The 24,434-nt window shown below is 70.1% G+C and carries 15 protein-coding genes; 7 read left to right on the forward strand and 8 right to left on the reverse strand.

What is annotated here, in order from left to right; genetic code table 11:
- Position 1 precedes the first annotated feature (1 nt).
- Both ACIBH4_RS04485 and ACIBH4_RS04490 read left to right on the forward strand, forming a co-directional pair.
- Positions 2 to 1,885 carry an IucA/IucC family protein gene (locus ACIBH4_RS04485; protein ID WP_362764147.1) on the forward strand — a complete coding sequence of 628 codons (1,884 nt, stop codon included), beginning with the start codon at positions 2 to 4 and terminating at the stop codon, positions 1,883 to 1,885.
- Positions 1,882 to 3,615, forward strand: coding sequence for an IucA/IucC family protein (locus ACIBH4_RS04490; protein ID WP_362764144.1), 1,734 nt, complete (start codon positions 1,882 to 1,884; stop codon positions 3,613 to 3,615). Before ACIBH4_RS04485 ends, ACIBH4_RS04490 begins: the two co-directional genes overlap by 4 nt.
- A 249-nt stretch (positions 3,616 to 3,864) precedes the next feature.
- Here the strand turns inward: ACIBH4_RS04490 and ACIBH4_RS04495 are convergent, their stop codons facing one another.
- Together ACIBH4_RS04495 and ACIBH4_RS04500 are read right to left on the reverse strand one after the other, a co-directional pair.
- Positions 3,865 to 7,110 (reverse strand): penicillin acylase family protein, encoded by a 3,246-nt coding sequence (locus ACIBH4_RS04495; protein WP_362764141.1) that lies wholly within the window; start codon positions 7,108 to 7,110, stop codon positions 3,865 to 3,867.
- A 113-nt stretch (positions 7,111 to 7,223) separates the two neighbouring features.
- The gene (locus ACIBH4_RS04500) at positions 7,224 to 8,033 is read right to left on the reverse strand and encodes an ATP-binding protein (protein ID WP_362764138.1); all 810 of its coding nucleotides are present in this window, start codon (positions 8,031 to 8,033) and stop codon (positions 7,224 to 7,226) included.
- 876 nt (positions 8,034 to 8,909) lie between these two features.
- Between ACIBH4_RS04500 and ACIBH4_RS04505 the strand changes: the two genes are divergently transcribed.
- Genes ACIBH4_RS04505 through ACIBH4_RS04515 form a run of 3 tightly spaced genes read left to right on the forward strand, consistent with a single transcriptional unit; the run spans position 8,910 to position 10,169 of the window.
- On the forward strand, positions 8,910 to 9,782 hold the full coding sequence (locus ACIBH4_RS04505) for a helix-turn-helix transcriptional regulator (protein WP_362509967.1): 873 nt from the start codon (positions 8,910 to 8,912) through the stop codon (positions 9,780 to 9,782).
- On the forward strand, positions 9,763 to 10,020 hold the full coding sequence (locus ACIBH4_RS04510) for a DUF397 domain-containing protein (RefSeq protein WP_362509964.1): 258 nt from the start codon (positions 9,763 to 9,765) through the stop codon (positions 10,018 to 10,020). Before ACIBH4_RS04505 ends, ACIBH4_RS04510 begins: the two co-directional genes overlap by 20 nt.
- Before the next feature lie 8 nt (positions 10,021 to 10,028).
- Positions 10,029 to 10,169 carry a DUF397 domain-containing protein gene (locus ACIBH4_RS04515; protein WP_362764135.1) on the forward strand — a complete coding sequence of 47 codons (141 nt, stop codon included), beginning with the start codon at positions 10,029 to 10,031 and terminating at the stop codon, positions 10,167 to 10,169.
- A 247-nt stretch (positions 10,170 to 10,416) separates the two neighbouring features.
- Here ACIBH4_RS04515 and ACIBH4_RS04520 read toward each other — a convergent pair whose 3' ends face one another.
- On the reverse strand, positions 10,417 to 11,160 hold the full coding sequence (locus ACIBH4_RS04520) for a hypothetical protein (RefSeq protein ID WP_362764132.1): 744 nt from the start codon (positions 11,158 to 11,160) through the stop codon (positions 10,417 to 10,419).
- A gap of 228 nt (positions 11,161 to 11,388) precedes the next feature.
- Here ACIBH4_RS04520 and ACIBH4_RS04525 point away from each other — a divergent pair, with 228 nt between their 5' ends.
- Entirely contained in the window at positions 11,389 to 12,192 is an 804-nt protein-coding gene (locus tag ACIBH4_RS04525; protein ID WP_362509955.1) for an SAM-dependent methyltransferase, read from the forward strand.
- A gap of 96 nt (positions 12,193 to 12,288) precedes the next feature.
- Here ACIBH4_RS04525 and ACIBH4_RS04530 read toward each other — a convergent pair whose 3' ends face one another.
- The gene (locus tag ACIBH4_RS04530) at positions 12,289 to 13,614 is read right to left on the reverse strand and encodes a phytase (RefSeq protein ID WP_362764129.1); all 1,326 of its coding nucleotides are present in this window, start codon (positions 13,612 to 13,614) and stop codon (positions 12,289 to 12,291) included.
- Positions 13,615 to 13,902: 288 nt separating this feature from the next.
- On the reverse strand, positions 13,903 to 14,826 hold the full coding sequence (locus ACIBH4_RS04535) for an AraC family transcriptional regulator (RefSeq protein WP_399171436.1): 924 nt from the start codon (positions 14,824 to 14,826) through the stop codon (positions 13,903 to 13,905).
- A gap of 112 nt (positions 14,827 to 14,938) precedes the next feature.
- Here ACIBH4_RS04535 and ACIBH4_RS04540 point away from each other — a divergent pair, with 112 nt between their 5' ends.
- Positions 14,939 to 15,490: an NAD(P)H-dependent oxidoreductase gene (locus ACIBH4_RS04540; RefSeq protein ID WP_362509949.1), complete on the forward strand. Its 552-nt coding sequence runs from the start codon at positions 14,939 to 14,941 to the stop codon at positions 15,488 to 15,490.
- Between the two features lie 132 nt (positions 15,491 to 15,622).
- Here the strand turns inward: ACIBH4_RS04540 and ACIBH4_RS04545 are convergent, their stop codons facing one another.
- From ACIBH4_RS04545 to ACIBH4_RS04555, 3 genes are all read right to left on the reverse strand, one after another.
- The gene (locus ACIBH4_RS04545; protein WP_362509946.1) at positions 15,623 to 16,816 is read right to left on the reverse strand and encodes a cytochrome P450; all 1,194 of its coding nucleotides are present in this window, start codon (positions 16,814 to 16,816) and stop codon (positions 15,623 to 15,625) included.
- 312 nt (positions 16,817 to 17,128) lie between these two features.
- Positions 17,129 to 20,866 carry a UvrD-helicase domain-containing protein gene (locus ACIBH4_RS04550; RefSeq protein WP_362764126.1) on the reverse strand — a complete coding sequence of 1,246 codons (3,738 nt, stop codon included), beginning with the start codon at positions 20,864 to 20,866 and terminating at the stop codon, positions 17,129 to 17,131.
- Positions 20,867 to 20,998: 132 nt separating this feature from the next.
- Complete coding sequence (locus ACIBH4_RS04555) at positions 20,999 to 24,367, reverse strand: UvrD-helicase domain-containing protein (RefSeq protein WP_399171439.1); 3,369 nt, start codon at positions 24,365 to 24,367, stop codon at positions 20,999 to 21,001.
- Positions 24,368 to 24,434: the final 67 nt, after the last annotated feature.

Genomic DNA, 24,434 nt, shown 5'->3' on the forward strand with positions numbered 1-24,434 from the left:
TGTGAACCGCGAGATCGCGGATGCCCGAGCGGTCGGCGGAGATTCCGGGAGCGAACGGGAACGGTACCTCGCCACCCGGGTGCTGAACGCGCTCCTGCGCGAGGACTACGGCGGTCTGGCCGCGCGGGTGACCCGCGACAAGACCGGTGTCGCGCTGCTCCTGCCCGGGGGCAGGCGGGTGCGGTTGACCCCCGGCTCGCTGTTCCAGGACTTCGTGGTGGCCCCGGAGGAGGCACTTCACCTGGAAGAGGTCCTGCGCGCCCTGCGAGAGATCTCCTCTCTCGCCGACACCGCCGGGGTGGAGTCGTTCGTCACCGAGTGCCGCGAGGCGTTGCGCGCCCTCGACCTTCACGACGTCCACCGCGAGGACGTACTCGTCCGGTTGAACGTCACCGCCGTCGCCACGCGTTCCGGCCTTCCGCACACGACGGTGAGCGGGAACGGACGCGCGACGGGAGACGACGCCCCGCGCACAACCGAAGACGAAACCGGACGCGCGGCGGGAAACGAGGCACCGCGCACAACGGGCAGTGGACGCGAAAACGGGCGCGGCGGCGTGTGGTACGAGACGCTGGCCGCGTTCCTCGATCACCCCGTCTATCCGACGGCCCGGTCCAGGAGCGGCCTGTCCGACGAGGATCTGACCGCGTACGCGCCGGAGTTCGCGCCCGCCTTCGAGCTGCGATGGGCGGCGGTGCCGCGAGAACGGCTCATCGGGACGGAACCCCCGGTGGCGCCCGGGTTCGCCGCCGTCGGCCTGGCCGGGGATCTCGCGCGGACCCATGTGCTGTTCCCCGTACACCCGCTCACGGTCCCGGTGGTCGAGGAGATCCCGTGGGCGGTCGTGGCTCCGTCGGCGTACCTGGAGGTCAGGCCCACGCTCTCGATGCGGACGGTCGAGATCGTCCCCGGCACGCACCTGAAGCTGCCGCTCACCACCAGCACCCTCGGGCTGCGCAACCGCAGGTCGCTCAAGCCGGACACGCTGGCCGACGGGGCGCGGGCCGAGATGCTTCTGCGGGCCATGCCCGATCCCGAGGTGCTTCTCGCCGACGAGCAGACGTACGGGCACGCCGGGCACGAATACCTGGGCTGGCTGCTGCGCCGTCATCCCGCCGGGGAGGTCGTCCCGGTCGCGGCGCTGCCCGCGCCGCTGCCCGGAGGCGGCCTGGTCGTCGAAGAGCTCGCCGGGCGGTGGTTCGACGGGGACGTCACCCGGCTGCTCGGCCGATACCTGCGGGTGCTGTTCCACTTCCACGTGCGGCTCTTCGTCAGGTACGGCACGGCGCTGGAGGCCCATCAGCAGAACCTCTCGCTGGTGTTCGGCGCCGAGACCGCGAGCGGGAACGGCCTCGGGGGCGGTCTCGCAAGTGACGGAGGCGCGGGTGACGGAGGCGCCAGTGACGGGGGCGCGGGTGACGGTGTCCTGCGGTTGCTCGTCAAGGACAACGACGGCCTGCTGACCTCGCCGGACAGGCTGCGGTCCGCCGGGCTCGCGGTGCCGGACTTCACCGACGCGCGGATGTTCACCGACGACCCGCACGCGCTCGCCGACGTGTTCGTGACCATCACCCTGCATCTGGCCGCGGCGGCCGTGACGTTCGGAGCGCTGCCCTCGCCGAGGGCCTTCGAGCTGGTCCGCGACACGCTCACCGAGGCGCTCGACGAGTACGGGGAGGATCCGATGGCCCGGCTGCTGCGGGCCAGGACCCTCGACGCCGACCGGCTCGTCGGCAAATCGATGATCACCGCCGGGACCCTGGTGGACAAGGCCCGCACCGGCGCGCGGGACGTGAACAAGTTCTACGGCACGAGCGGGCCGAACTATCTCCGCCATCCTCCCCAGCTCCCGCGAACCCCCCAGATCCCGCGAAGGACGACATGACCAGCCTCGCCCTCGGCTCACCCGCCGCCGTCGCCCCCGCCGTCGCCGAGGACGTCTCGCTGGCGGCGCTGCTGCGCTGCTGCGTGAGGGAGATCGCGGGCCCTCGGGGGCAGGTCGGGCACGAGGAATCGTACGTGCTGCTGAGCGTCGCCGGCACTCGCCTGCGGGCCCGCGCGCACGGCGGGCTCGCGCTGCGCTTCGAGGGGCGGCCCGAATGGTTGGAGAACGGCTCCTGGCGGCCGCTCTCGACGGACGTGCTCGTCCGGCTGGTGGAGACCGAACTCGGCGAGGACAACGACGAGTTCGCTGCCCAGGTCGCCGCGAGCAGGGACGCCATCGCGGCGCTGATCGCGGCCCGGCAGGAGGTGCCGCCGCCCACCGACCCGTGGCTCGCCTCGGAGCAGGCACTGGTCGGTGGGCATCCGTTCCATCCCAGCCCGAAGGCGCGCGGCGGCGCGGGCTGGCTGCGATACGCACCGGAGGCGCACGCGAGCTTCCCGTTGCGGCTGCTCGGGGTGAGGGACGACGTGCTGGCCGGGGAGGGTGACACCGGCGCGCTCGACGAGCTCGGCCAGGCACCGCCGGGCTACTCGCCGCTGCCCGCGCACCCGTGGCAGCTGGAGCTGCTCGCGGCGGACCTGGCCGCACCACTCGCCGACGGCCGTCTGATCGACCTGGGGGAAAGCGCCCGGATGGCGGTTCCCACGTCGTCGGTCCGCACGGTCTACGAGCCGCTGATCGACCGGTGCCTGAAGTTCAGCCTGGATGTGCGGATCACCAACTGCGTGCGGAAGAACTCCTGGTACGAGCTGGCGGGCGCGGTCGAGCTGAGCCGTCGCCTCGAACCGGTCTTCCTCGACCTGGCCGCCGCCTTCCCCGGCACCCGCTGGCTGCCCGAGCCCGGCTACCGCTCCGCGAAGCTGGGCACCCGGCTACTGGAAGGGCTCGGCGTGATCGTCCGGGTCGGCCCGTGGTCGGTGTGCAGGCCGGGGGTGACCCCCCTGTTGAGCGGCGCGCTGGCCGCCGGGTGGCAGGTGGCGGGCGACATGCCGGACACGGTGCGGTCGCCGGTGACCGGAGCGGTGCGAAGCGACGTGCCGGACATCGCTCGGTGGCGGGCGGCGGGAACGGTGCCGGGCGTGGTCGGGCCGCCGATGACCGGAACGGTGCCGGGCGGCGTGCCGACGGGCATGGCCGGGGTGTCGGTGGCCGATCCGGTGCGCTGGTGGCGGGCGTACGTGGAGTGCGTGGCGCCGCCGGTGCTCGACGCCTACGTGAGTCACGGCGTGGTGCTGGAACCCCACCTGCAGAACGTCCTGATCGGTGTGGACGCGGACGGGCTGCCCGTGGAGGCCGTGTTCCGCGATCTGGAAGGCACGAAGCTCGTCGCGGGGCGGCACGACCTGTCCGGGGTGCCCCACCGGGTCGCCGAGGCGCTCACCTACGACGCGGCCTCCGGCTGGAACCGGGTGGTCTACTGCCTGATGGTCAACCACCTCGCCGAGATCGCCGCCTCCCTCGCGGGGAGCGGGTCCACGCGGGAGCTGTGGGCGGTGGCGGGAGACGTCCTGGCGAAGTACGCGGCGTCGCGCGGGTGGCCCCGGCCGCTGTCGGAGCTGCTGTCGGGAGCGCCGCTACCGGCCAAGGCCAACCTGTCGGTCCGGTGGACGCGCTCGGCGGACCGTTCCGCGGGATACGTGACGGTCGCCAACCCGCTGGCCACGGCCTGAACGGCGGAGGACTTCCCGCGGGGTCCGTCGCCCGGACGGTCGACGCCCTCCGAGGGGTCGTCGGGGTCGTCCGGGGCCGTCCGAGTCGTCCGAGGTCGGCTGGAACCGTCTCCCGCCGTCGCGCCAGGCATCTTCCGGCCAGCCTGAGAGGTTCGGCCCGTCAGGGAGCCCAGCGTGACGGTCGAGAGAGGGTGACGGTCACCGCCGTCCTCTCGGCGGCGACCGTCACCTCTTCACCTCAGGTGTTCGTCACCGGGGATAGACCTCCAGCTCGTAGAGGGAGTAGCCGTACGACGTCCCCCGCGTGACACCCTGCATACGGACGTACCGGGCAGTGGTCGGGGTGAATCTCACGTTGTCCACGCCGCCGTTTCCCGTGGTGGTGGAGTAGACGGTGGTCCAGGTGGAGCCGTTGGTCGAGGTCTGGATCGAGTAGGCGGCCCCGTACGCCGTCTCCCAGCGCAGCAGTGCCCTGGCCACGGTCGTGGCCGACCCAAGGTCGACCTGGAGGTACTGGTTGTCGCTGGACGAGCTCGACCACCGGGTGGTCGGGTCGCCGTCGACGGCCCTGCTCGCCGGGTAGAAGAGCTGGGTGCTCGACGCCGAGGCGCTCCTCCCCTCCGCCAGGTTGTTGATCGCGTCACCCCGATGGGCGGGGAACGACACGACCTGCTGGTAGGTCGGCCGGTTCTGCCAGGAGATCAGCGAGTGCGTGATCCCGCCGAGCGGAGACTGCTCGACGGCGTCGGCGCACCACTGGTCGCCCGCCGCGCAGACGTCGTCTCCGGGGTAGGTCGTCGCCGCAGGTTCGGCGAGCGCCGCCGCCAGGCTCTCCAGCAGGACGGTACGGCAGCCCGCCACCGTGCCGTTCCCGCAGTACTTGGCGGGCAGCGGTCCGGGGACCGGGTCGCCGAGCACGCTTCTGACGTCCTTGCTCACGTAGCCCCACCAGCCGTACTGGAACGCCGAGCCCTTGTGCGCCTGGGCCTCGTTCGCCGAGGTGGGCAGGGTGGACAGGTCGCCCTGCTGGTGGCCGGAGGGTGACTCGTTGATCTGGATCGCGTTCACCATCGACTGGTAGAGGCCGTCGCCAAGACCCGGCCTGAACTGTGCGCGGACGAGCTTGGGCCACCACGCGTCGAACGCGCGGATCGCGTCGGCGTGGGCGTAGGTCTTACTGCCCTGCGAGGTCTCCAGCCTGCGAGATCCCGCCGACGTCCAGGCCGACAGCTTGGAGACGGCCGAGGCGAGGGCCGGGTCGGTCACGGCCGCGCTGTTGATCACTCGGAGCAGGTCGGGCAGGACCCTCTTCCCGCGCAGGTCGGTCACACCGGCCTCGGCCATGATCTTCGTGGTGCCCGCCCGGTCGAGCCTGCCGCTTCCCGACAGGGCCGCCTTGATCGGGGCGTCCAGCAGGTCGGCCCGATGGATCGGCCCGAAGCTGAAGTTTCCGTCCGCGGAGCCGTAGTCCTTGGCCTGCTTGTTGTTCCAGCTGACGAAGTAGTCCTGGTTCACCGCTTGGGGGTGGGTGGCGGGAGCGGTGTAGGTCGCGCTGTTGGTGGCCGGGTCGAAGCCCGCCCACTCGTGGGCCGCGTCGGCCGTCATCGGCAGGTTCGGGTCGGACACCGCGGACCTGACCGGGGTGTTGCCCGACATGAAGTACGCCGCGTCCTTGGAGTTGACGTAGAACCAGTTGAACGCGAAGCCGATCGTCGAGGCCGAGTTCGTGAACGCCGCCGCGTCACCCATCTGGGCCGGGTCGTTGAACATCTGGAAGCCGACCGCCGAGTCGACCTCGTGCTGGTACGTCGACCGCAGCGTGGTGAAGGCGGTGGGCTGCCCGCCGACGGTGCCGCGCCAGCTCACCAGCCCGTACTTCGTGCGCTGGACGACGAGGTCGTAGGAGCCGCGGGCGGTGGAGTCGGCGACGGTGGGCTTCCACGAGTTGGTCTTCCTCAGCGTCTCCATCTCCGTGCAGACGCCCCGGTAGAGGTAGTGGTTGGACGCGGTGGTGGCCGCGCCGCCGCCGGGCTCGCAGAGCTGGAGGGCGTACGTGTCGGTGATGTCCTGGCCGCTGGAGGTCGCGCTCCAGGCATAGTCGGTGCCCCTGCCGAGCAGCACGTAGAGGTTGAGCCCGGCGAAGGCGGCGCCGCGCGAGCGGATGCCCGGCCCTGAGAGCTCCTGCAGCATGAGCAGCTGGGGGGCGAAGTAGCCTGTCTGCGGGCCGAACACCGCGATCGGGTTCCCGGTCGCCGACTTCGCCGCCGAGACCACCACGGCGTTGGACATTCCGGGCTTGGAGTTGTCGACGAGCAGGCCGTCGAGCACGCCCTTCTGGGCCGTCGCCGCCGCCGAGGCTGCGGAGGTGGCGGAGCCGGTCTCGTTCGCGGTGATGTCCACAGGCGCCGTCGACGGGTCGGGCAGGACGACCCCGGTGGCTCCGGCGGGCGCGGCGCCGGACGGGAAGCTCTGGCCGTTGTGCAGGGTGAGCGTCGTCTCCGGGTCGTTCTGCGCGCGGAACGCCGCCCAGACCTGGTCGCCGACCGCCGTACCGTACTTGGCGCGGGCCGCGACCCGCACGAGCGCGGACTGCATCTCCGCACCGCCGCCACCGCCGAACAGCCCGCCGATCACGCCGGAGATCGCGACCAGGTCGGTCATGGTGAACTTCACCGGGCCGCCCGCGTTGGTGATCGCGTCGAGGTGCCCGGTCAGTACGTACTCTCCGGGGCAGTTCCGGTCCGCCATGCAGCGGTCGATGTAGGCGTTGATACCGGCGATGTAGTGCTGCACGTCGGTGTAGAGCTGCGCGCCCCGGGGGCCGGAGTCCCTCAGCCTGGTGATCTGCGTCTGGAGGTCCGCCTCGGTGTAGGGGGCGTTGCGCCAGGCGCTCTGCTCCAGCGCCCGGTTGCCGGGCGCGCCACCGGCGAACGGCGTCAGCTCGCCGCGGCCCACGTGCCGCATCAGGTCCATCACCCACAGGCGGTCCTGCGCTCCCGCGTACCCGGCGCCGAACATCGTGCCCTCGCGGGTCGTCCCGGTGATGTGCGGGGTCCCGGTCGCCTTGTCACGGACGATCGTCACGTCCGAACGGGGGTTCGTGGTGCTCTCCACCTGTCCGGCGGAGACGCCGAACGAGGCGTCGTTGAAGAAGTCGGCGATCTGGTCGTTGGTGAGGCCGGTGTAGCTAGACAGGAGGTTCGCGTACTTGCCGAGCTGGTCGTCGCTGTGCTTCGGCTTGGTGCCCAGGGCCTGGTGGGCGAGGATCCCGGCGAGGGTGGCGTTGCCGTTCTGCCCCGGAGGCAGGATGTCGGCGCACTCTCCGAGGCAGTAGTCGTCGGGAGGGAGGACGGCAGCGGTCACCGTACCGGTCGTGGTGCCGGTTTTGGATGAGGTCGTGGAGGCGGCGGCTGCGGGCACGACGGGGGATGCCAGCGTGAGGACCAGAAGGAGCCCGGAGGCCGCCGTGGTCATCCGCCGGAGGCGTGCATGCATAGGAGGATCCCCTAAACATGAGGCGTACTCGGATGTTGAGAGGAACATACGTTCCGGCCAACACCGAATCAATGGCCGCTGTGATAATCACCCCTACCGGTTGTGACTCGTTGTCAGAACATCCGGTCGACTCCTTCACGGAGCCGTGAGGACGAGACCAGGTCCACACAGTCGACGGTCCTGGAGACACCGCCCCCCGAAGGCACCTCCCACGCGATCCACACCGTCTTGCCTCCGTCTCCACCCCCGCCCCCTCTTCCTCCCGTACCTCCACGCCCGGCCCCTCCCCCGCCTTTGACGGGGACGACACCCCAGCGGTCGGCCAGCGCCTCGACGATCGCGAGGCCCCTGCCATGGGAGGCGTCCTGGCCGAGGTCGAGCGGACGAGGCCACCCGGGACCGTGATCGGTGACCCGTACGCAGACCCCCTGGGCCGTGCTCCACAGCGACAGCCGGATCGGCTCCTGCCCGTACACCGTGGCGTTCGCCACCAGCTCACCGACCGCCAGGACCGCGTCGTCGACGAACTCCGGCGGCAGGTCCCAACCGGTGAAGACGTCCCGCGTCATCCGGCGGGCCTCGGCGACGGTCGCCGGGTCACGGGGAATGTCCCAGCAGACGGTCCTGAGTCCGTCGGGGGTGCCTGCGACCATCAGATCTCCTTGCCCGTGCCGGTGGGTTTCCGCTTCGGTCTCTTCCGCCTCGCGCATCAGCGCGCACAACTCCTCGGCCGTGCCCGCCTGCACGACCAGCGGCTCGCCTCCCACCGCGATCGCGTAGAACCGGCGCCCGCCCACCCCGTACATGACCAGCCAGCCCGTCTCGGCCCGATCCAGCCGGTCCGCGACCTCCCGCTGCTCGCGGTCCCACCGCCGTGGGCCTCGCTGATCGACGGGCTCGCCCCGCCGATGCCGCCCGCTCACGCCGCTTTTCCCTGCCGCAGCATGCCCGGGTACGGCCTACGCCCGCTCCCGGCGAGCTCGTCCGGTGGCCGACCTCGCCCGTACGGCGCGAACGACCCCGCGCCCGCCGGCTCCACGGGACGGGCTTGACGTCCGTGACCGGGAAACGGCCGCGCCTCCCTCGGCGGGCGTACCTCCGCCGAGGCGGACAACCGCCCCGCGAACCCCAGCCGCCACCACTCCGCCAGCCTCGCCCGGAACTGCGCAGGAGTCGGCCGCTCGTAGGCGTGCGCCTGCCGGTGCGGCAGGCACCGGTCGTCGTGTGCGTACGGCGAATGCCCACACCACCGACACCCCAACGGGGTCGGCGGCCGGTCACCACTGAAACGCATCCGGATGACCCGGATCGCCCTTGTAAAATCGAGCACGGGATTGGACCTCCAGCGTCCGGTTCAAGAGGCCGTCACGGTGTTGCTGCACCGTGACGGCCTCGCCTATTGGCATCGGTTCAGTGGAGACGAGACGGGATGCGACCATCGCAACCGCTTGGGCTGGATAGATAGACCAGGATCACTGATGTCACCGCCCTTCTCATTCCACATTGATCAGAGCAGACATTCCTTCTGTCGATCCAGGGCTGACATGCAACCCGTGTCCGAACTACCGATCCACAAGTAGCATTAAATATGACAATCGCCGATGTGACACTAATTCGGACACGTTTCCGCAGGCTCCGGGGCAAGCAGTTGCCACTGTCGCAATGCGACCACTTTCCTGCCTCAAGCCCACTAGCATGCTGGCAGAGCAAAGTATAAATCGCAACGCACAAGTGATTGTGCGGTAAATTGTCCACTTTGACCGGAGGTCATAGCGGACAATTCCCAGGGAGGTCTCAGCATGGCGAACAGCCCTACGGTCAAGCGACGGAGGCTTTCTCAGGCATTCCGCCAACTCCGCCAGGAAGCCGGCCTCTCGGTGACCGAGGCCGCCAGGAGGCTGGAGTGGGAGCCGTCGAAGATATCGAGGATGGAGCGCAACGAGTGGAAGCTTCCCAGCGTCCACGACATACGCCTGATGCTCGATTTCTATGGTGTCACCGACGAAGACCAGCGCGAGGCGATGATCACTCTCGCCAGGGAGTCACGTCAGCGCGGCTGGTGGGAGAAGTACCAGGACGTCTTCCGGACCAGCCTGCCCGACTTCGAAGCAGGCGCCAGCGTCATCCGAACTTGGGAGGTCATCCTCGTTCCAGGATTACTTCAGACGGAGGCATACGCGAAAGCAGTATGGCGAGCTGGCCGTGTTCTGGACGAAGCCCTCATCGAACGCCATGTGCAGGCGAGGCTCGCACGCCAGGAGATCCTCACCAACGAGAATCCGCCGACCCTGCTGACATTGATCGACGAGGCCGCATTACGAAAGTTGATAGGTGGGGCCGAAGTGATGTGTGAGCAGATCAACCACCTCATCACCATGGCCGCCAGGCCGAACGTCACCATCCAAGTAGTTCCCGACTCCGCTGGCGCCCATCCCGCCTTGGACGGGGCGTTCGTCATCCTGGACTTCCCCAATGACCCGAGCCTCATTTACACCGTGACCGTAACGGAAAATCTCTGGCTTGAGCAGCAGGCGGACTATCAGCGATATAGCCTTATTTACAATCATGTGATGACATTAGCTCTGTCACCAGAAGAGTCGGTTCGATACCTCACAAAACTGACAGAACAACTCAAGAGACAAGTGGAGCATAGTGGAACAAAACACTCATAACCTCGTCTGGTGCAAGAGCACCCTCAGCGGAGCCAACACCGACAACTGCGTCGAGATCGCCAACCTACCCGGCGGCAACCGCGCCATACGAGACAGCAAAAACCCCAACGGACCCATACTCAACTTCACGCACACCGAATGGCGAGCATTCATCACCAACGTCAAAAACGGCAGGTTCGACTATCCGAACCAGCCGACTCGACAGGCGGCTAACCCCATGAAGCATCACAAGGGATAGGCGAAACAGTGGACCAGACCCGTCCGAATCTCACCTGGCGCAAGAGCACCCTCAGCGGAGCCAACACCGACAACTGCGTCGAGGTCGCCAACCTCCCCGGCGGCAACCGGGCCGTACGAGACAGAAAAACCCCAACGGACCCATGCTGAACTTCACCTTTGATGAGTGACGCGCGTTCATTGGCGGCGTGAAGAACGGCGAGTTCGGCCAGAGATAGTCGGCCATGCCTGGAGCCCGCCAAGTGCCATGGATGCGATCGACACGCTCGGTGAGGAGGCTGTTGCGCAAGTCCCCGCAAGTTCGTTGCTTGAGTTGCGTCCGTGGAAGTGGTGTACGAGTTTCCCAGCCAGTGGGCATGGCGCCGTGAAGCGAGGACCGTGCCGCCGCGATGGGAGTTCAGCTTCTTCGCTTGTTGGATCTTCTGGAGCCGTTCGCTCGTTTGGGACTGTCGGGCGCCGTGGGGTTCCCGGAACCGCGCTTTGCCGGGGCTCTTTCGGAGTCATCGGCCTTCGAAGCGCCTGCCCCCTTGGGAAGCATGGTCCGGCGCCTCAGCTCACCCATCACGCTGAGCACGATCGTCATCAGCACGACCCCGGCCGCCGAGACCCAGAGGACGGTGAGCGACCTCAGCTCCTGCGGCTCCCTGGCCTCGAACACGCCCAGGGGATCCATCAGCATCTCGACCGGCGCCCCGATCTCCAGTGGCGAATCGTCCCTATAGTTCTTGATCACCTCGTCAAGGAGTCGACCGTCCGGTCCCCGCAGGACATACCGGTAATGGTCCCTGTGCGACCTCCGGCCCTCGACCCACGTCCGCTCCGCCACGGTCGTGGTCACCGGTTCACCGAAGGTGCTCAGGTAGTAGTCGCCCGGCAGGAACATGCCGCTCAACAGCAGTACGGCGAGGAACGGAAACGTCCCCCAGACCGCCCAGGGGACATCCTCGGAGATCCCAACCAGTGCCACCAGGGCACAGCCGACCAGGGCGAGGCCGAGCATCCCGCCCAGAAACGACCATCCTGAGCCGAGGGCGAAGACGATACCGATGAGCCACCAGGAGGCGACTGTCGCTGCGAGGAACAGCACCCCCCGCCCGACGACCCGCCACCAGCCCGCCCGTAAAGCTGCCTCTGTGACCACAGACCAGATCATGACAACGGAGGCAGGACTGTGACGTCACTCGCGAGGATGAGCGGCACACCATCAGAAGGATGACACCCGACCGGCAAGGCCGGCCGTTCGGGCTGTTCACCGGCCCCGGCGACGTCCGCCGCCAAAGGCTCACGGCGATGACCTCATCTCGCTGCCAAAACATGAAAGCCTCTCTAAGATCAAAGCCAGACAAAGGCGGAAGAGTCTGGAGAAACCGTGGATGATCAGGCTGGGCCGGCCGGGGTTGACCCGAACGTGCCCAACATCGCCCGGATGTACGATTATTACCTGGACGGCAAGGACAACTTCGCCTCCGATCGGGCCGCGGCCGAGCAGATGCTGAAGATCTTCCCCGAGACACGCGACTCCGCGAAGGAGAACCGGGCGTTCCTCGGGCGTGCCGTACGCCTCCTGGTCGAGTCGGGCATCCGGCAGATCGTGGACCTGGGCTCCGGGCTTCCCACCCGGGGCAACACGCATGAGATCGCGCACGAGGTCGCACCCGACACCCGCGTGGTCTACGTGGACTACGACAGCGTCGTGTGCGCGCACAGCCGGGCGATCCTGGAGAACAGCGACAACGTCACCGTCGTGCAGGCCGACGTGCGTGACCCGGAGACGCTGCTGGCCGAGTTGCGCGGGCACATCGACTTCGACCAGCCCGTGGCGTTCCTGTTGCTCGCCATCCTGCACTTCATCCCGGACGAGAACCCTGAAGGCGCGGGTGCCTACCAGATCGTCGAGCGGTTGCACGAGGCGAGCGCGCCGGGCAGCTATCTCGTCGTCAGTCACGGGACCGACGCCAAGCCCGACACCACGCCGGAGGCCCTGGAGATCTACAACCGGGCCACCGCGTCGCTGAGCCTGCGCACGCACGCGGAGATCTCCCGCTTCTTCGACGGCTACGAGCTGCTCGAACCCGGCCTGGTGTTCCCCAGGGAGTGGCGCCTCGCCGATCCGCCCCTGTTCGGTGCCCGGAACACCTCTATCGGCTACGTCGGAGTGGGTCGCAAGCCCTGATGCGCCTTGGCTCCGAGCGGGAGCGGGGGGTCGCCCCGACGCTCCCGCTCGGCGCCGTACGAGCCGCTCGTACGGCTCCGAGCGGGTGAAGGCAGGTCAGCGGCGCGGGTTCCAGCTCGTGGTGTCGATGTCCAGGCCGAGACGGCGGGCGATGTCGTCCCACTTCACGTATTTGAAGTTGGTGTTCTCCCGCACCTCGCCCTCCGAGTCCGACGCTTCGGGGGTGTTGGTGCCGTCGTGCGTGACGAACAGGCCCTTGGGGAACCCGCGGCCGAGAGGCACGTTGATCACCATCGCTCCGTCGCTGCCCTGTACGCCGTCGATGCGACCGCGCCCGCCGACCTGGAAGGAGCCGAGGTAGGTGTTCCTTCCGCCGCGGTCGTAGACGGCGAAGGTGTTGTCTCCCTGGCTGGAGGCGATCAGGTAGCCCTTGCCGCCCTTGCCGTGGTAGATGGTCAGGCCCTCGGCGTCCGCGGTCAGGTTGCGGCCGCCGTACCCGGGGTCGGCCCCGGGTACGCACTCGTCGGCGTCGGCGTCGTAGGTGGCGGGTACGCCGTACTCCCGGACGCGGTCGACCAGCACCGGCGAGCCGGTGAGATCGCCGTTCAGACGCCAGATGCCGACATCCTCCTGTGCCGCGTAGAGCGTGCCGGTCCCGGCGTCGACGACCATGCCCTCGATCTGCGGACCCACGCCCGGCTCGTCGCAGGGAGTCCAGCTCCGACCGTTCGGGAGGGTGAAGCGCGAGGGCAGGTCGATGGTCCTGACCTTCGTGTAGCCGACCTTGCCGCCCGGGGCGTCGGTGAGCTTCAGCAGCGCGAGCCGCGTCGTGTGCCGGCGGCTGACCAGGACGTAGGTGCCCGAGTCCCGCTTCCAGGTCGCGAGGCCGTACACGGTCTCGGCGTCGTTCACCTCCGCCTGGGTCGTGTTGAAGACGAACGGCGCGGCGGGGTCGGTGACGTCGGTGAGCACCCGCCGGTCCCGTCCGGCCTTCGCGGGGTCGATCCGGTAGACGCGCAGCTTGTCCGCACCGCGGTCGGAGGCAACGAAGATGTCCGACCGTCCCGCCGCGGCGGCGTGACCGTAGACGACGTCCACGTTGTTCAACCGGCCCGGTTCGTCGTCCCGGCCGGGCGCGGCCGGCGCGGGCAGGTGCTGGAGCTGCCTGCCGTCCAAGTCGTAGACGTAGAGCCCGCCCTCCTTCGCGGTGGTGGCGATCACGCTCGCCGCCGGGGAGGTGGGGTGGACCCAGATCGCCGGGTCGTCACCGTTGGCGTTGCCTCCGGCCTCGTCGTCGAAGAGGGCCGGGGTCTCGACCCGGGGGGCGACGGTGGGCAGGTCCTTCGCCGTCGCCGGTAGGGCCACGGTGCCGAGCAGGCAGACCGTCAACGCTGTGGACGTCAGTGTGCTCAAGGGACGCATTGACTTCTCCTGGGAAAGGGGGGTGTCGCGACCTCGATCCTGTGCAGGCAAGCGGAACGAACGATGAACCGGACCGAAACTTCTCCTCAAATCAGGATGCCGTTCGCACTTGCCCACAGATCTCGATCTGAGGTTCAAAACCGCTCGGAGTGGGGCGAAAGTACCCCAACCCGCGCGATGTACCGGGTGACGGGATGGCCGTCGCACCCGTTTGGCCACCGGAGACTCACAACGGCGACAGGCGCGTTCCAGCTGTCCTCCGCCCCGGACGACTCGCCGCCGTTCTCGCTAGGCCACCGCGGCCCGGCGGCGAAACCGGCCGGGCGCCACGCCGAACTCCCGCTTGAACGCGTTACCGAAGGCGAACTCCGACCCGTACCCCACCCGCTCGGCCACCTCCGCCACCGACGCGTCGGAGTCACGCAGCATGCGGGCCGCGCTCATCAGCCGCCACCAGGTCAGGTACGCCAGCGGCGGCTGCCCGACCAGTCCCGTGAAGCGGCGGGCGAAGCCGGCGCGCGACAGGCCCGCGTGAGCGCCGAGGGACTCGACCGTCCAGCGGCGGGCGGGGTCGCGGTGGATGGCGTCGAGCGCGCGGCCGACGGCCGGGTCCGCCAGCGCGGCGGCCCAGCCGGACAGGGTGCAGGGCTCGTCCTGCGTCTCGAAGTAGGCCCGCAGGACATACAACTGCAACATGTCGAGCAGGGACGACACGACGGTGTCCGTGCCCGGGCGGGGATTGTCGATCTCTCCGGCCAGCAACTCGACGGCGGCCCGCAGTTCCGGATGGCTGCCGAGCGTCGAGGGCAGATGGATCACGCCGGGCAGCGAACCCAGGATCGGGTGGGTCCTGTCGAGGTCGAGCAGGTAACCGCAGGACAGAATGACCGTCTCGGCGCCCGCGCCGCCGAACCCTGCCGAGGCGAACAGCTGAGAGTGCGCGCCACAGTCGGACTCGACCAGTGGCCTCGCGGGATCGTCGGCCAACCCGAACGAGTCGCCGTGCGGCAGGAACACCAGGTCGCCCACGCTCAGTGGAACGGGCTCGCCCTCCTCGGGGAGGAGCCAGCAGGAGCCGCGCAGCACCACCTGGAACCCCGCGGAACCGGGCGACGCGCGGAACGACACCCCCCAGGGCGCACGCCAGGAGACACGGGCGGAGGTGGGGCGCCCACATCGGATGAAGGCCGCGACGTCGCTCAGCATATCCACGCGGCCAGTCTACGCCTTGAGACGCTGGCTTATAAATATTGGACAGCTACGCATTCATTATCTCAGCTGGTCTCCCTACGGTGGTTTTCGTAACCGAGCGAGGGAGAACGACATGCTGAAGGTCGGCATCATCCTGGGCAGCACCCGGCCCGGCCGAAACGGCGAGGCGGTGGCGCACTGGGTCCGCGATCTGGCGGCCAAGCGGGGCGACGCCGAGTACGAACTCGTCGACCTGAAAGACTACGACCTGGGAAACCTTGACGAGCCCGAGCACCCTGCCACGGGCAACTACCGGCACGAGCGCACCAAGCGCTGGTCGGCCAAGATCTCGTCCCTGGACGCGTTCGTGATCGTGACTCCCGAGTACAACAACTCGTTCCCCGGCGGGCTCAAGAACGCCATCGACTTCCTGTACGCCGAATGGAGCAACAAGGCGGCCGGTTTCGTCGGCTACGGCGTGGACGGCGCGCCCCGGGCGATCGCGCACCTACGGCCCGTGCTGGGCCTGCTCAGCGTGGCCACCGTGTCGAACCAGGTCGGGCTGTCGATCCACACCGACTTCGCGGACGGCTTCAAGCCCGCCTCCGTCCACGAGGACAAACTGAACGCCGTCCTCGACCAGGTCCTCGCCTGGGGCTCCGCCCTGCGTCCGCTGAGGGGATGAGCCTCGGACGCCACCGCGAACGCTCCGCGGACTCGGTGGCGCCTCGGCTCCCCGGGTTTCTCGTCAAGCCGCTCGCGCGACGTGGAGGCGGCTGCCTTTCCTCGCAGGGCGGATCCGGGCGGAGCGGCCCGCTCAGCCGGCGGAGGTGAGCAGCGGCAGTTTGCGTACGCCGGTCATGTTGGGGCTGGGGATGAACTGCGGCGGCTCGTCCGGGTCGGTGCGCAGGTGCGGGAAGCGGTCGAGCAGGATGTCGAGCGCGACGCGGCCCTCCAGGCGGGCCAGCGGGGCGCCGAGACAGAAGTGGATGCCCCTGCCGAAACCGAGGTGGGGGTTGGGATCGCGGGTCGGGTCGAAGACGTCGGGGTCGGCGAACTGTCTGGGGTCGCGGTTCGCCGCCGCGATCCACACCATGAGCAGCTGGTCGGCGGGCACCTGCTGCCCGCCGATCTCGACGTCGACGTTGGTGACGCGGCCGACGGCCGCGAACGGGCTGAAGAAGCGCAGGGACTCCTCGATCACGGCCGGGATCGTCGAGCGGTCCGCACGGGCACGGGCGAACCGCTCGGGCTGTTCGTCCAGGCAGAGCACCGTGTTGCCCAGCAGCATGGTGGTGGTGATGTGCCCGGCCAGCAGCAGGATGTTGGCGAAGTTCACCACCTCGGCCTGGCTGAGCCGCTCACCGTCCACCTCGGCCTCGACGAGCTGGGTGAGCAGGTCGGCGCGCGGGTGGCGCCTGCGCTCGGTGGCGTGTTCGCCGAGGTAGTCGGTGAGGTGCTTCATCTGCTCCATCGCGACCGCGAGGTTGCGCTCCTGCTCCTCGCTGCGGTTGACCAGGGAGAACCGCTGGGAGTTCTCGAAGATTCTGTCGACCCACTGCTTGAACACGTAGCGGTCGGAGCTGGGCACCCCGAGCAGTTCCGCGATGACGATGACCGGCAGCGGGTAGGCGAGGTCGGTCACCAGCTCCAGCCGGTCCTGCTCGGCCACCGCGTCGAGCAGCTCATTGGTGAGCGCGGCGATGCGCGGTTCGAGGTCGGCGACGATCTTGGGGGTGAAGGCGTGGCTGACGAGCTTGCGAAGCTTGCCGTGCATGGGCGGGTCCAGCTGCGTCAGGCTGCGCTCGGCGGGCCTGGCGATCTCGGGCACCATGCGGCTGGTGTCGGAGGAGAACGTCTTCGGGTCGCCGAGAATCCGCAGCGCCTCGGGATAGCCGTAGACGTTCCACATCCCGGTGTCGGCGTCGAAGTTCACCGGCTGGTCGGGCCGCTTTCCGCGTAGCCAGAAGTGCCCCTCGTGCAGGCCCCATGTGTCGGCGATGGTGGTCATGGCGTGCCTTTCCGCTCAGGACGGGTCCGGGATCAGCCGGGCTCGTGCGCTCTCTCGTACGCGTGGAACCAGGTGCGGTGGGTCGGACCGACGCGCTTACCTGCCGGCGCTCGAAGGTCGGTCTTCGAAAATCTCACGGGAAGACACTCAGGGGAGGATTTCCAGCCGGATATCAGGGATGTCGTAGTACAGATATGGCGCTGAAGTGATGATGCGCCGGCCTCCTCGCGCTCCGACCGAGATCATTGGGTCACACTCCGGCACCCAGGACGCGGGATCACGCCAAGAGCGTCATGTTCACCGTGAGGAGTTTCACGGGAGTACGGGGACCGACTCGACGAGGGTGACGAGGCCGCGTTCGTCGAGGAGGTCGACGGGGCGGACCGTCTCGTTGAGCAGGACGTAGTGGAAGGCCGCCCCCACCTGGTCCAGCGGGACGGCGGCCAGGTGGGACCAGGCCAGCCGGTAGGCGGCGAGCTGCACGGAGGCGGCGGCCTCGGCCTTCCTTCCGTTCGGGCGACGGCCGGTCTTCCAGTCGACGACCTCGTAGCGGCCTTCCGAGACCTGGAAGACCGCGTCCATCCGGCCCCTGACCACCCGGTCGGCGATCACGGTCTCGAAGGGGACCTCGACGTCGAGCGGCTCCCTGCCCGCCCACTCGCTCTCCTCGAAGCGTTCGCGCAGCTGGTCGAGGTGGGCGTCGGTCTCCTCGAAGTCGTCGGACGCGCCGGGCAGCTCGAACTCGTCCATCAGCCGCTGCTGGCCCCAGCGCCCCTCAAGCCAGCGGTGGAAGGAGGTGCCCCGGCGAGCCAGCGGCGCGGGTTTCTTCGGCACCGGGCGGCGGATCTGCCTGGCGAGCGCCTTGGGATCGGAGGCGAGGGTGACGAGGGAGGAGACGGTGAGGTGGGTCGGCAGCTCCACCCGGCCACTGCCACGCCGTCGCTTCAGCTCCTGTTCCCTGAGCAGGAGCTCGATGTCGCGTTCCCACGCCTTCGCCCGCTCCCTGTCCCACCCTCGCAGCTCTGCCGCGGGAGCCGGCCGCTCGGAGGACCGCTCACCGGGCTCGGCCTCGAACCCGGCCCAGGGCCCGGAGTCGGCTGCGGGTTCCGCGGCCGCCGTCCCCGGCTCGGACACCGCACTCGCCCCGGAGACCGGCTCGGACACCGTTTCCGCCCCGGACGCCGTCCCCGACTCGGGTACGGCTCCCGAGCCGGTCGATTCGTTCCGCCGGGCGGGGGACACGGCTTCGGATGCTCCGGGGTCGGCATCGGCAGGGGACGGCACCTCAGGGTCCTCAGGGAGGAACTCGTCCCACGGGTCTTCGGGGAAGGGAACGTCCGTCTCCTCGGGGAAGCCCTCCCCTTGCGGGGCCTCGGAAAGCGGGGCCTCGGGAAAGGGAACGTCCTCGTACGCGGGCGCGGAAACGGCCGCGGGAGCGGGAACGGAAACGCCCCCGGCCGCGGGAGCGGGAACGGAGGCGGCGCCGCCCGCGAGGGCCGCGAGGGCGGCCTCCACCATGGTGGCGCCGTCGAGGACGGCGGCGTAGCGGGCGTCGTCCGGCTCGATCGGCCACCGGGCCTCGGCTGGCTCGTCGAGGAGCGGATTGGTTGCGCCCTCCTCCATCTCCGGCGCCCAGGACACCACCCTGCCGCAGGTCTCGCGGATCTCCAGCAGGAAGTCCGAAGGGTCCAGCGGCCTGGCCGCGGTGCCCCAGCGGTAGCCGGAGGCGATCAGCAGGTAGTGGGCGCGGGTGACGGCGACGTACGCCAGGCGGCGCTCCTCAAGCAGGTCGCGGTCACGGCAGCGCTCGTCGAAGTCGGCCAGCTCCTCCTTCGCGAGCCCGGCGAGTCCCGGCAGGTCGGAGGCGTCCCCGCGTAGCTGGTAGGGCAGCTTGCGCGGGTTCTCCGTCCACCTCGTGCTGGTCGTGGAGCGGGCGGGGAACACGGTGCCGACGGTGAGCGTCCCGGTCTTCGACAGCGCCTGGGAGAGACCGGGCACCACCACGACCGGCCATTCCAGGCCCTTGGAGGCGTGGACCGTCATCAGCTTCACGCTGTTGCTCTCGCCCACCCGCCCGGCGTCCAGGCCGTTCTCCTCCTCGTCGGCCGCCTTCAGGAACGCCAGGAACGCGCCCAGCGTGGGGTCCTCGGAGTCTCCGGCGAACCGGGCGGCGGCGTCCAGGAAGGCGTCGAGGTCGGCGCGGGCGGCGAAGGGACCGACGGCCGTCCCCCTCGCCGCCACCTCGATGTCCAGGCCGAGGGTGCGCTCGATCTCCAGGATCAGGTCGGGCAGCGGCTGGCCGGTGTGGGCGCGCAGGACGCGCAGCTCCTGGGCCATCGCGACCAGCCTCACCGCCGCCAGGGGTGAGAACAGTTCCTGCCACTCGGGGCGGTCGGGCAGCTCGTCGAGGGCGTCGACCAGGCTGCCGCGCTCCTCGGCCATGTCGGCCACGACCTGGTCCAGCGGGTCGGCCACCGGCGAGGAGCCCTCGCGGGTCTCCCGGTTCAGCTCGCGGGCCCGCTCGCCGAGCTCCTTGAGGTCGGCGGGTCCGATCCGCCAGCGAGGGCCGGACAGCAGCCGCACCAGGGCGTCCCCCGCGCTCGGGTCGTAGATCACCCGCAGGGTGGAGACGATGTCGGCGATCTCCGGCACGAGCAGCAGCCCGCCCAGGCCGACGACCTCGACCGGGATGCCGCGCTCCTCCAGGGCCTTACGGAGCGCGGGGAACTGCGAGCGTTTGCGCGCCAGGATCGCCACGTCGTGCGGCTGGAGCGCCTGCGGCCCGCCCCACATGCTCTGCTTCGCCTTCTTACGCTCGCCTTCGCCCCACGGCATGCCATCGGGCGCGCTCTCGACGCCCAGCACCTTCGCGACCTCCAGGGCGACCCAGCGCGCCTCGTCGTCCGCAGTCTCGTGGAAGGCGCACATCACCCGGCCGCGCTCGACCCGGTTCTTACCGGGCACCAGGACCGGCACCTCCCTCGCCTCCATGCGGAGCGGCAGCTGGATCCGGGCGGCGACGTCGAGCACGGCGTCGCCGTTGCGGAAGCTGACCGAGAGGCGGTTGACGGGCGCGAGCTCCCCCGAGGCGGTCCTGAAGTCGCGCGGGAACCGGGTGAGGTTGCCCGCCGAGGCGCCGCGCCAGCCGTAGATGGACTGGCAGGGGTCGCCCACCGCCGTCACCGGGTGGCCGCCGCCGAACAGGGCGCGCAGCAGGACGAGCTGGGCGTGGCTGGTGTCCTGGTACTCGTCGAGCAGGACCACGGCGAACCGCCCGCGCTCGATCACGCCGACGTCGGCGTGCCGGTCGGCGATCCTGGCGGCCAGCGCCATCTGGTCGCCGTGGTCGACCACCTCCCGGCCGCGCTTGAGGCGGTTGTACGCCTCCACCAGCGGCAGCAGCTGCTCCCTGGCCCGCTGGGCGAGCAGCGGTCTGCGCTGGTCCTTGGTCGGAGTGCCGGGCAGCGCGGCGAGCCGCTGGGCGAGCTTGATGCCGACGTCGCGCACGTCCTGCGGGGTGCGCAGGTGTTCGGCGAGCTCACCGGCGAGTTCGAGCACCGCCCGGGTGACGGTCGCCGGGCTCCACTCGACCTGCTCCATCGGTCCGTCGTACGCGCTCACCACCCGGCTGGCGAGCTGCCAGGAGACGGCTGGGGAGACCAGGCGCATCGTCGGCTCCAGCGCCTCGCGCAGGGCGTGCTCGGTGACCAGGCGGGCCGCGTAGGCGTGGTACGTCGAGATGGTCGGCTCGCCCTCCAGCAGCTCCGCCGGCACCTGCCCGACCTCGACGAGACCGTTGAGCCGCTCGCGCACCCGCGCGGCCAGCTCGGCGGCGGCCTTCCTGGTGAAGGTGAGGCCGAGCACCTGCTCGGGGCGGAGCAGCCCGTTGGCGACCAGCCAGACGACGCGCCCGGCCATGGTCTCGCTCTTGCCGGATCCGGCCCCGGCCATCACGACCATCGGTTCGAGGCCGGCGTCGATCACGGCGGCCTGTTCGGGGGTCGGCGGCAGGATGCCCAGCTTGGCGGCGAGCTGGACCGGGCTCAGCACGTGGCGCCCCCGTCAAGGACCGTGCGGTGCGGGACCGATCCCCCCGTACGCGCGACACGACCGGACGCGGCGCGCGGGTTCCCCGTACGCGTGACGCGGCTCAGCACGGGGCGTCCCCCGGGGTCGTGCGGCTCAGCACACCTGGTCTCCGTTCTTGCTGACCGGGCAGCTCGACCGTACGGCGCAGGTGCGGCAGCCGTCGTTCACCTTGGCCTGGAAGAACGGCCCCGACATGCCGACGGCGACGGTGCCGACCATGTCCTTGGCCCAGTTCGGGTCGGGGTCGTCCCCGAGGGGAGGCTGCGCCTGCTCCTTGGCGGCCTTCTTGCCCGCCGCGTCGCCCACCTGGACCAGGGCCGCACCGCCCGGTTCGGTCAGGCCGTGCCGCTGGAAGGCGCCGAGCAGCGCGGCGAGCTGGTAGACGCCGAGCTGGGGGTGGCGTTCGAGCTCGCTGTCCTTGGCGCCGGTCTTGCCGGTCTTGATGTCGATGATCACGGCCCGGCCCTCGCCGTCGCGCTCGACCCGGTCGACCCGGCCCTTGATCTGCACGCCCTCGGAGACCATCGCCGTGAACGCCTCCTCCAGGCCGACCAGCTCCCTGGGGTTCTCCTCGTGCCAGCGGACGAACTTGGAGATCATCTCCTCGGCGACCGCGCGTTGCTTGCGGTTGTACCAGACGCCGCCGAAGTCGAGCTCGTGCCAGACGTCGTCCAGGCGCTTGCCGAGGGTCTCCTCCGTGGGCATGCCCGTCGCGGCGAGGACGGCGAGCGCGTGCACGACCGTGCCCAGGCCGCGGGCCACGTCGGTGCCGCCCGCGCCCACGGAGGTCTCCAGCAGCCAGCGCAGGCCGCACTTGCTGAAGCTCTCCACCGCCGAGGGCGAGACGCGCACGATGTCGTCGGGCCAGCTGAGCGGGCGGTCGTCGGAGATGGGGGTGAGGGCGTACCACTCGTTGGGGTGGGCGCCCGGCACCCCCGAGGCGGCGAGCCTCGCCAGGTGCTCGGCCGCGGACCTGCGCAGCGGCTCGGGCCTGGTGGAGTCGGCGACCGCCGAACGCAGGTCGGCCACGAGCGCGGGCATGCTGAGCCAGCGGGAACGCTCGTCGACGCCCGCGTCCTCGGTCGAACCGGGGACGAGCTCGGTGAGGAAGCGGGAGGGCCGCTCCTCGGTGTCGTCGCCGCCCACGGCGGTGACGATGAGTTTCTTTCTCGCCCTGGTCGCGGCCACGTAGAACAGGCGGCGCTCCTCGGCCAGCAGCTGGGAGGCGAGGGCGGCGGAGACGGCCGCGGGGTTCTCGTGCTCGGAACCCTCGGCTCTGGCGACCATGTCGTCGGTGCTCAGGATGGACCCGCGCAGCCGCAGGTCGGGCCAGGCGCCCTCCTGAACCCCCGCGACGACCACCACGTCCCACTCCAGGCCCTTGGAGCGGTGCGCGGTGAGGATGCGGACCGTGTCGCCGTCGGGGGCGCGCTCGGCGAGCGAGTCGCCGGGGATCTCCTGGGCGACCAGGTCCTCGACGAACACGTCCACCCCGGCGTGCGGGAGCCGGTCGACGAACCTGGCCGTGTGGTCGAACAGCGCCACCACGGCGTCAAGGTCGCGGTCGGCCATGAGGCCCCGCACGCCGCCCCTGAGGCTGATGTCGGTCCACTTCCTGGCCAGGCCGGTGGCCTGCCAGACGGCCCACAGCACGTCCTCGGCGGTGCCGCCCTTTCCCACCGCCTCGGTGGCGGCGGAGATGAGACCGGCGAGCCGCTCGGCGGGCTGCGCCACGTGCGGCTCCACCCTCACCAGCTCCCGCGCGTCCTTCAGCGCCGCGACCATCAGCTCGCCGGAGGAACGCGGGCCGTGGGTCTCGCGGTCCGCCATCTCGTCCGCGTCGTACTCGCCGACGCGGGCCGGCGCCTCGTCCACGCCGTGCTCGCCGAGGCCGGTCGGCGCCTCGTCCGCATCGCGCTCACCGGAACCGGCCGACCTCTCCTCCGCATCGCGCTCACCGGAACCGGCCGACCTCTCCTCCGCATCGCGCTCACCGGAACCGGCCGACCTCTCCTCCGCATCGCGCTCGCCGGGACCGGCCGACGTCTCGTCCATGTCGCGCTCGCCGATGCCTGCGAGCGCCTCGTTCTCGGCGATCCGCAGCGCGCGGCGCAGGCGGCGCACCCCGATCATGTCGGTGCCGCCGAGTGCCCCGGTCAGCAGTTCCTCGGCCACCCCCTCGTCCAGGGTCTCCGGGTGCAGCGCCACCTGGATGAGCCTGATCAGCGGCCGTACGCCCGGCTCCTGGAACAGCGGCACCTCGCCACCGCCGACCACGACGGGCACCCCTGCGCTGACCAGCGCCCGGCGCAGCAGCGGCACCTGACGGGTCGCCGAACGCACCAGCACGGCCATCCGCGACCAGGGAACACCGTCGAGCAGGTGCGCCCTGCGGAGGGTGTCGGCCACGATCGCCGCCTCCTGCGGCCCCCCGTCGGCCACCAGCACCCGTACGTCGCCGGGCTCGGCGTCCGGCAGGGCGCGCAGGTCGCGGTGGGCGGCGGCGCCGGGGGGAGCGGGCAGGCGGGCGGTGACGCGGCGGGTCGCCCTCAGGAGTTCGCGACCGCTGCGGCGGCAGACGCGCAGCGCGATGACGGGGGCCTTCGCGCCGTTCGCGTCGCGGAACCTGTCGGGAAAGTTCATGATCCCGCGGACGTCGGCGCCACGGAAGCCGTAGATCGACTGGTCGGGGTCGCCGACCGCGACCAGGTCGCGGCCCTCCCCCGCCAGCTGCCGCAGCAGGAATTCCTGCGCGGGGTCGGTGTCCTGGTACTCGTCGACGAAGACGGCGTCGTACGCCGACCGTTCGCGAGCGCGCACCTCGGGGTCGGAGAGCAGCGCGCCCGCCGCGCGGATCAGCTCCGCGTAGTCGAGCACCGGCTCCAGGTCGAGGTCGAACCTGGCCTGGTATCGGTCGGCGAACCCTCCTGCGGCCACCCAGTCGGCGCGGCCGTGGCGGCGGCCCAGCTCTCTCAGCTCAGGTCCGTCGAGACCGCGCTCGGCGGCGCGGGCGAGGAAGTCGCGGAGCTCGGAGGCGAAGCCGCGCGTCTTGAGCGCCTCGTGCATGTCGTGGGGCCAGTGCGTGGCGCCGTCCTCCAGCTCGCCGTGGAGCAGACGTCGGATCTCCAGGAGCTGCTCGGGACCGGTCAGCAGGCGCGGTGGCAGCCCTCCGGCGAGCACGGCCTCGCGGCGCAGCAGCGCGTAGGCGTAGCTGTGGAAGGTGAGGGCGAGGGGGGTGCGGGTGGTGCGGCGCATCCGGGAGGTGATGCGCTCGCGCAGCTCCTCTGCGGCCTTGCGGCTGAAGGTGAGGACGAGCACCCGCTCGGGGTCGACGCCCCTGCGCTCGATCCTGTCGACGACGGTCTCGACGATCGTGGTGGTCTTGCCGGTGCCGGGCCCCGCGAGCACGAGGAGCGGGCCGCTCTCATGGGCCACCACCGCCCGCTGGTGCTCGTCGAGCACAGGGGCAACAGCCCTCCCCGCGCCCTCACGACGTATCAGCCGCCAGTCCTGACCACTCACAACTCGC

This window comes from Streptosporangium sp. NPDC050284 (assembly GCF_044459525.1).
GTDB lineage: Bacteria > Actinomycetota > Actinomycetes > Streptosporangiales > Streptosporangiaceae > Streptosporangium.

What these genes read in the sequence shown, in the direction of transcription:
- ACIBH4_RS04490 (WP_362764144.1), top strand. Translation starts at nt 1,882, where the DNA reads ATGACCAGCCTCGCCCTCGGCTCACCCGCCGCCGTCGCCCCCGCCGTC.
- ACIBH4_RS04495 (WP_362764141.1), bottom strand. Translation starts at nt 7,110, where the DNA reads ATGCATGCACGCCTCCGGCGGATGACCACGGCGGCCTCCGGGCTCCTT.
- ACIBH4_RS04505 (WP_362509967.1), top strand. Translation starts at nt 8,910, where the DNA reads ATGGCGAACAGCCCTACGGTCAAGCGACGGAGGCTTTCTCAGGCATTC.
- ACIBH4_RS04530 (WP_362764129.1), bottom strand. Translation starts at nt 13,614, where the DNA reads ATGCGTCCCTTGAGCACACTGACGTCCACAGCGTTGACGGTCTGCCTG.
- ACIBH4_RS04540 (WP_362509949.1), top strand. Translation starts at nt 14,939, where the DNA reads ATGCTGAAGGTCGGCATCATCCTGGGCAGCACCCGGCCCGGCCGAAAC.
- ACIBH4_RS04545 (WP_362509946.1), bottom strand. Translation starts at nt 16,816, where the DNA reads ATGACCACCATCGCCGACACATGGGGCCTGCACGAGGGGCACTTCTGG.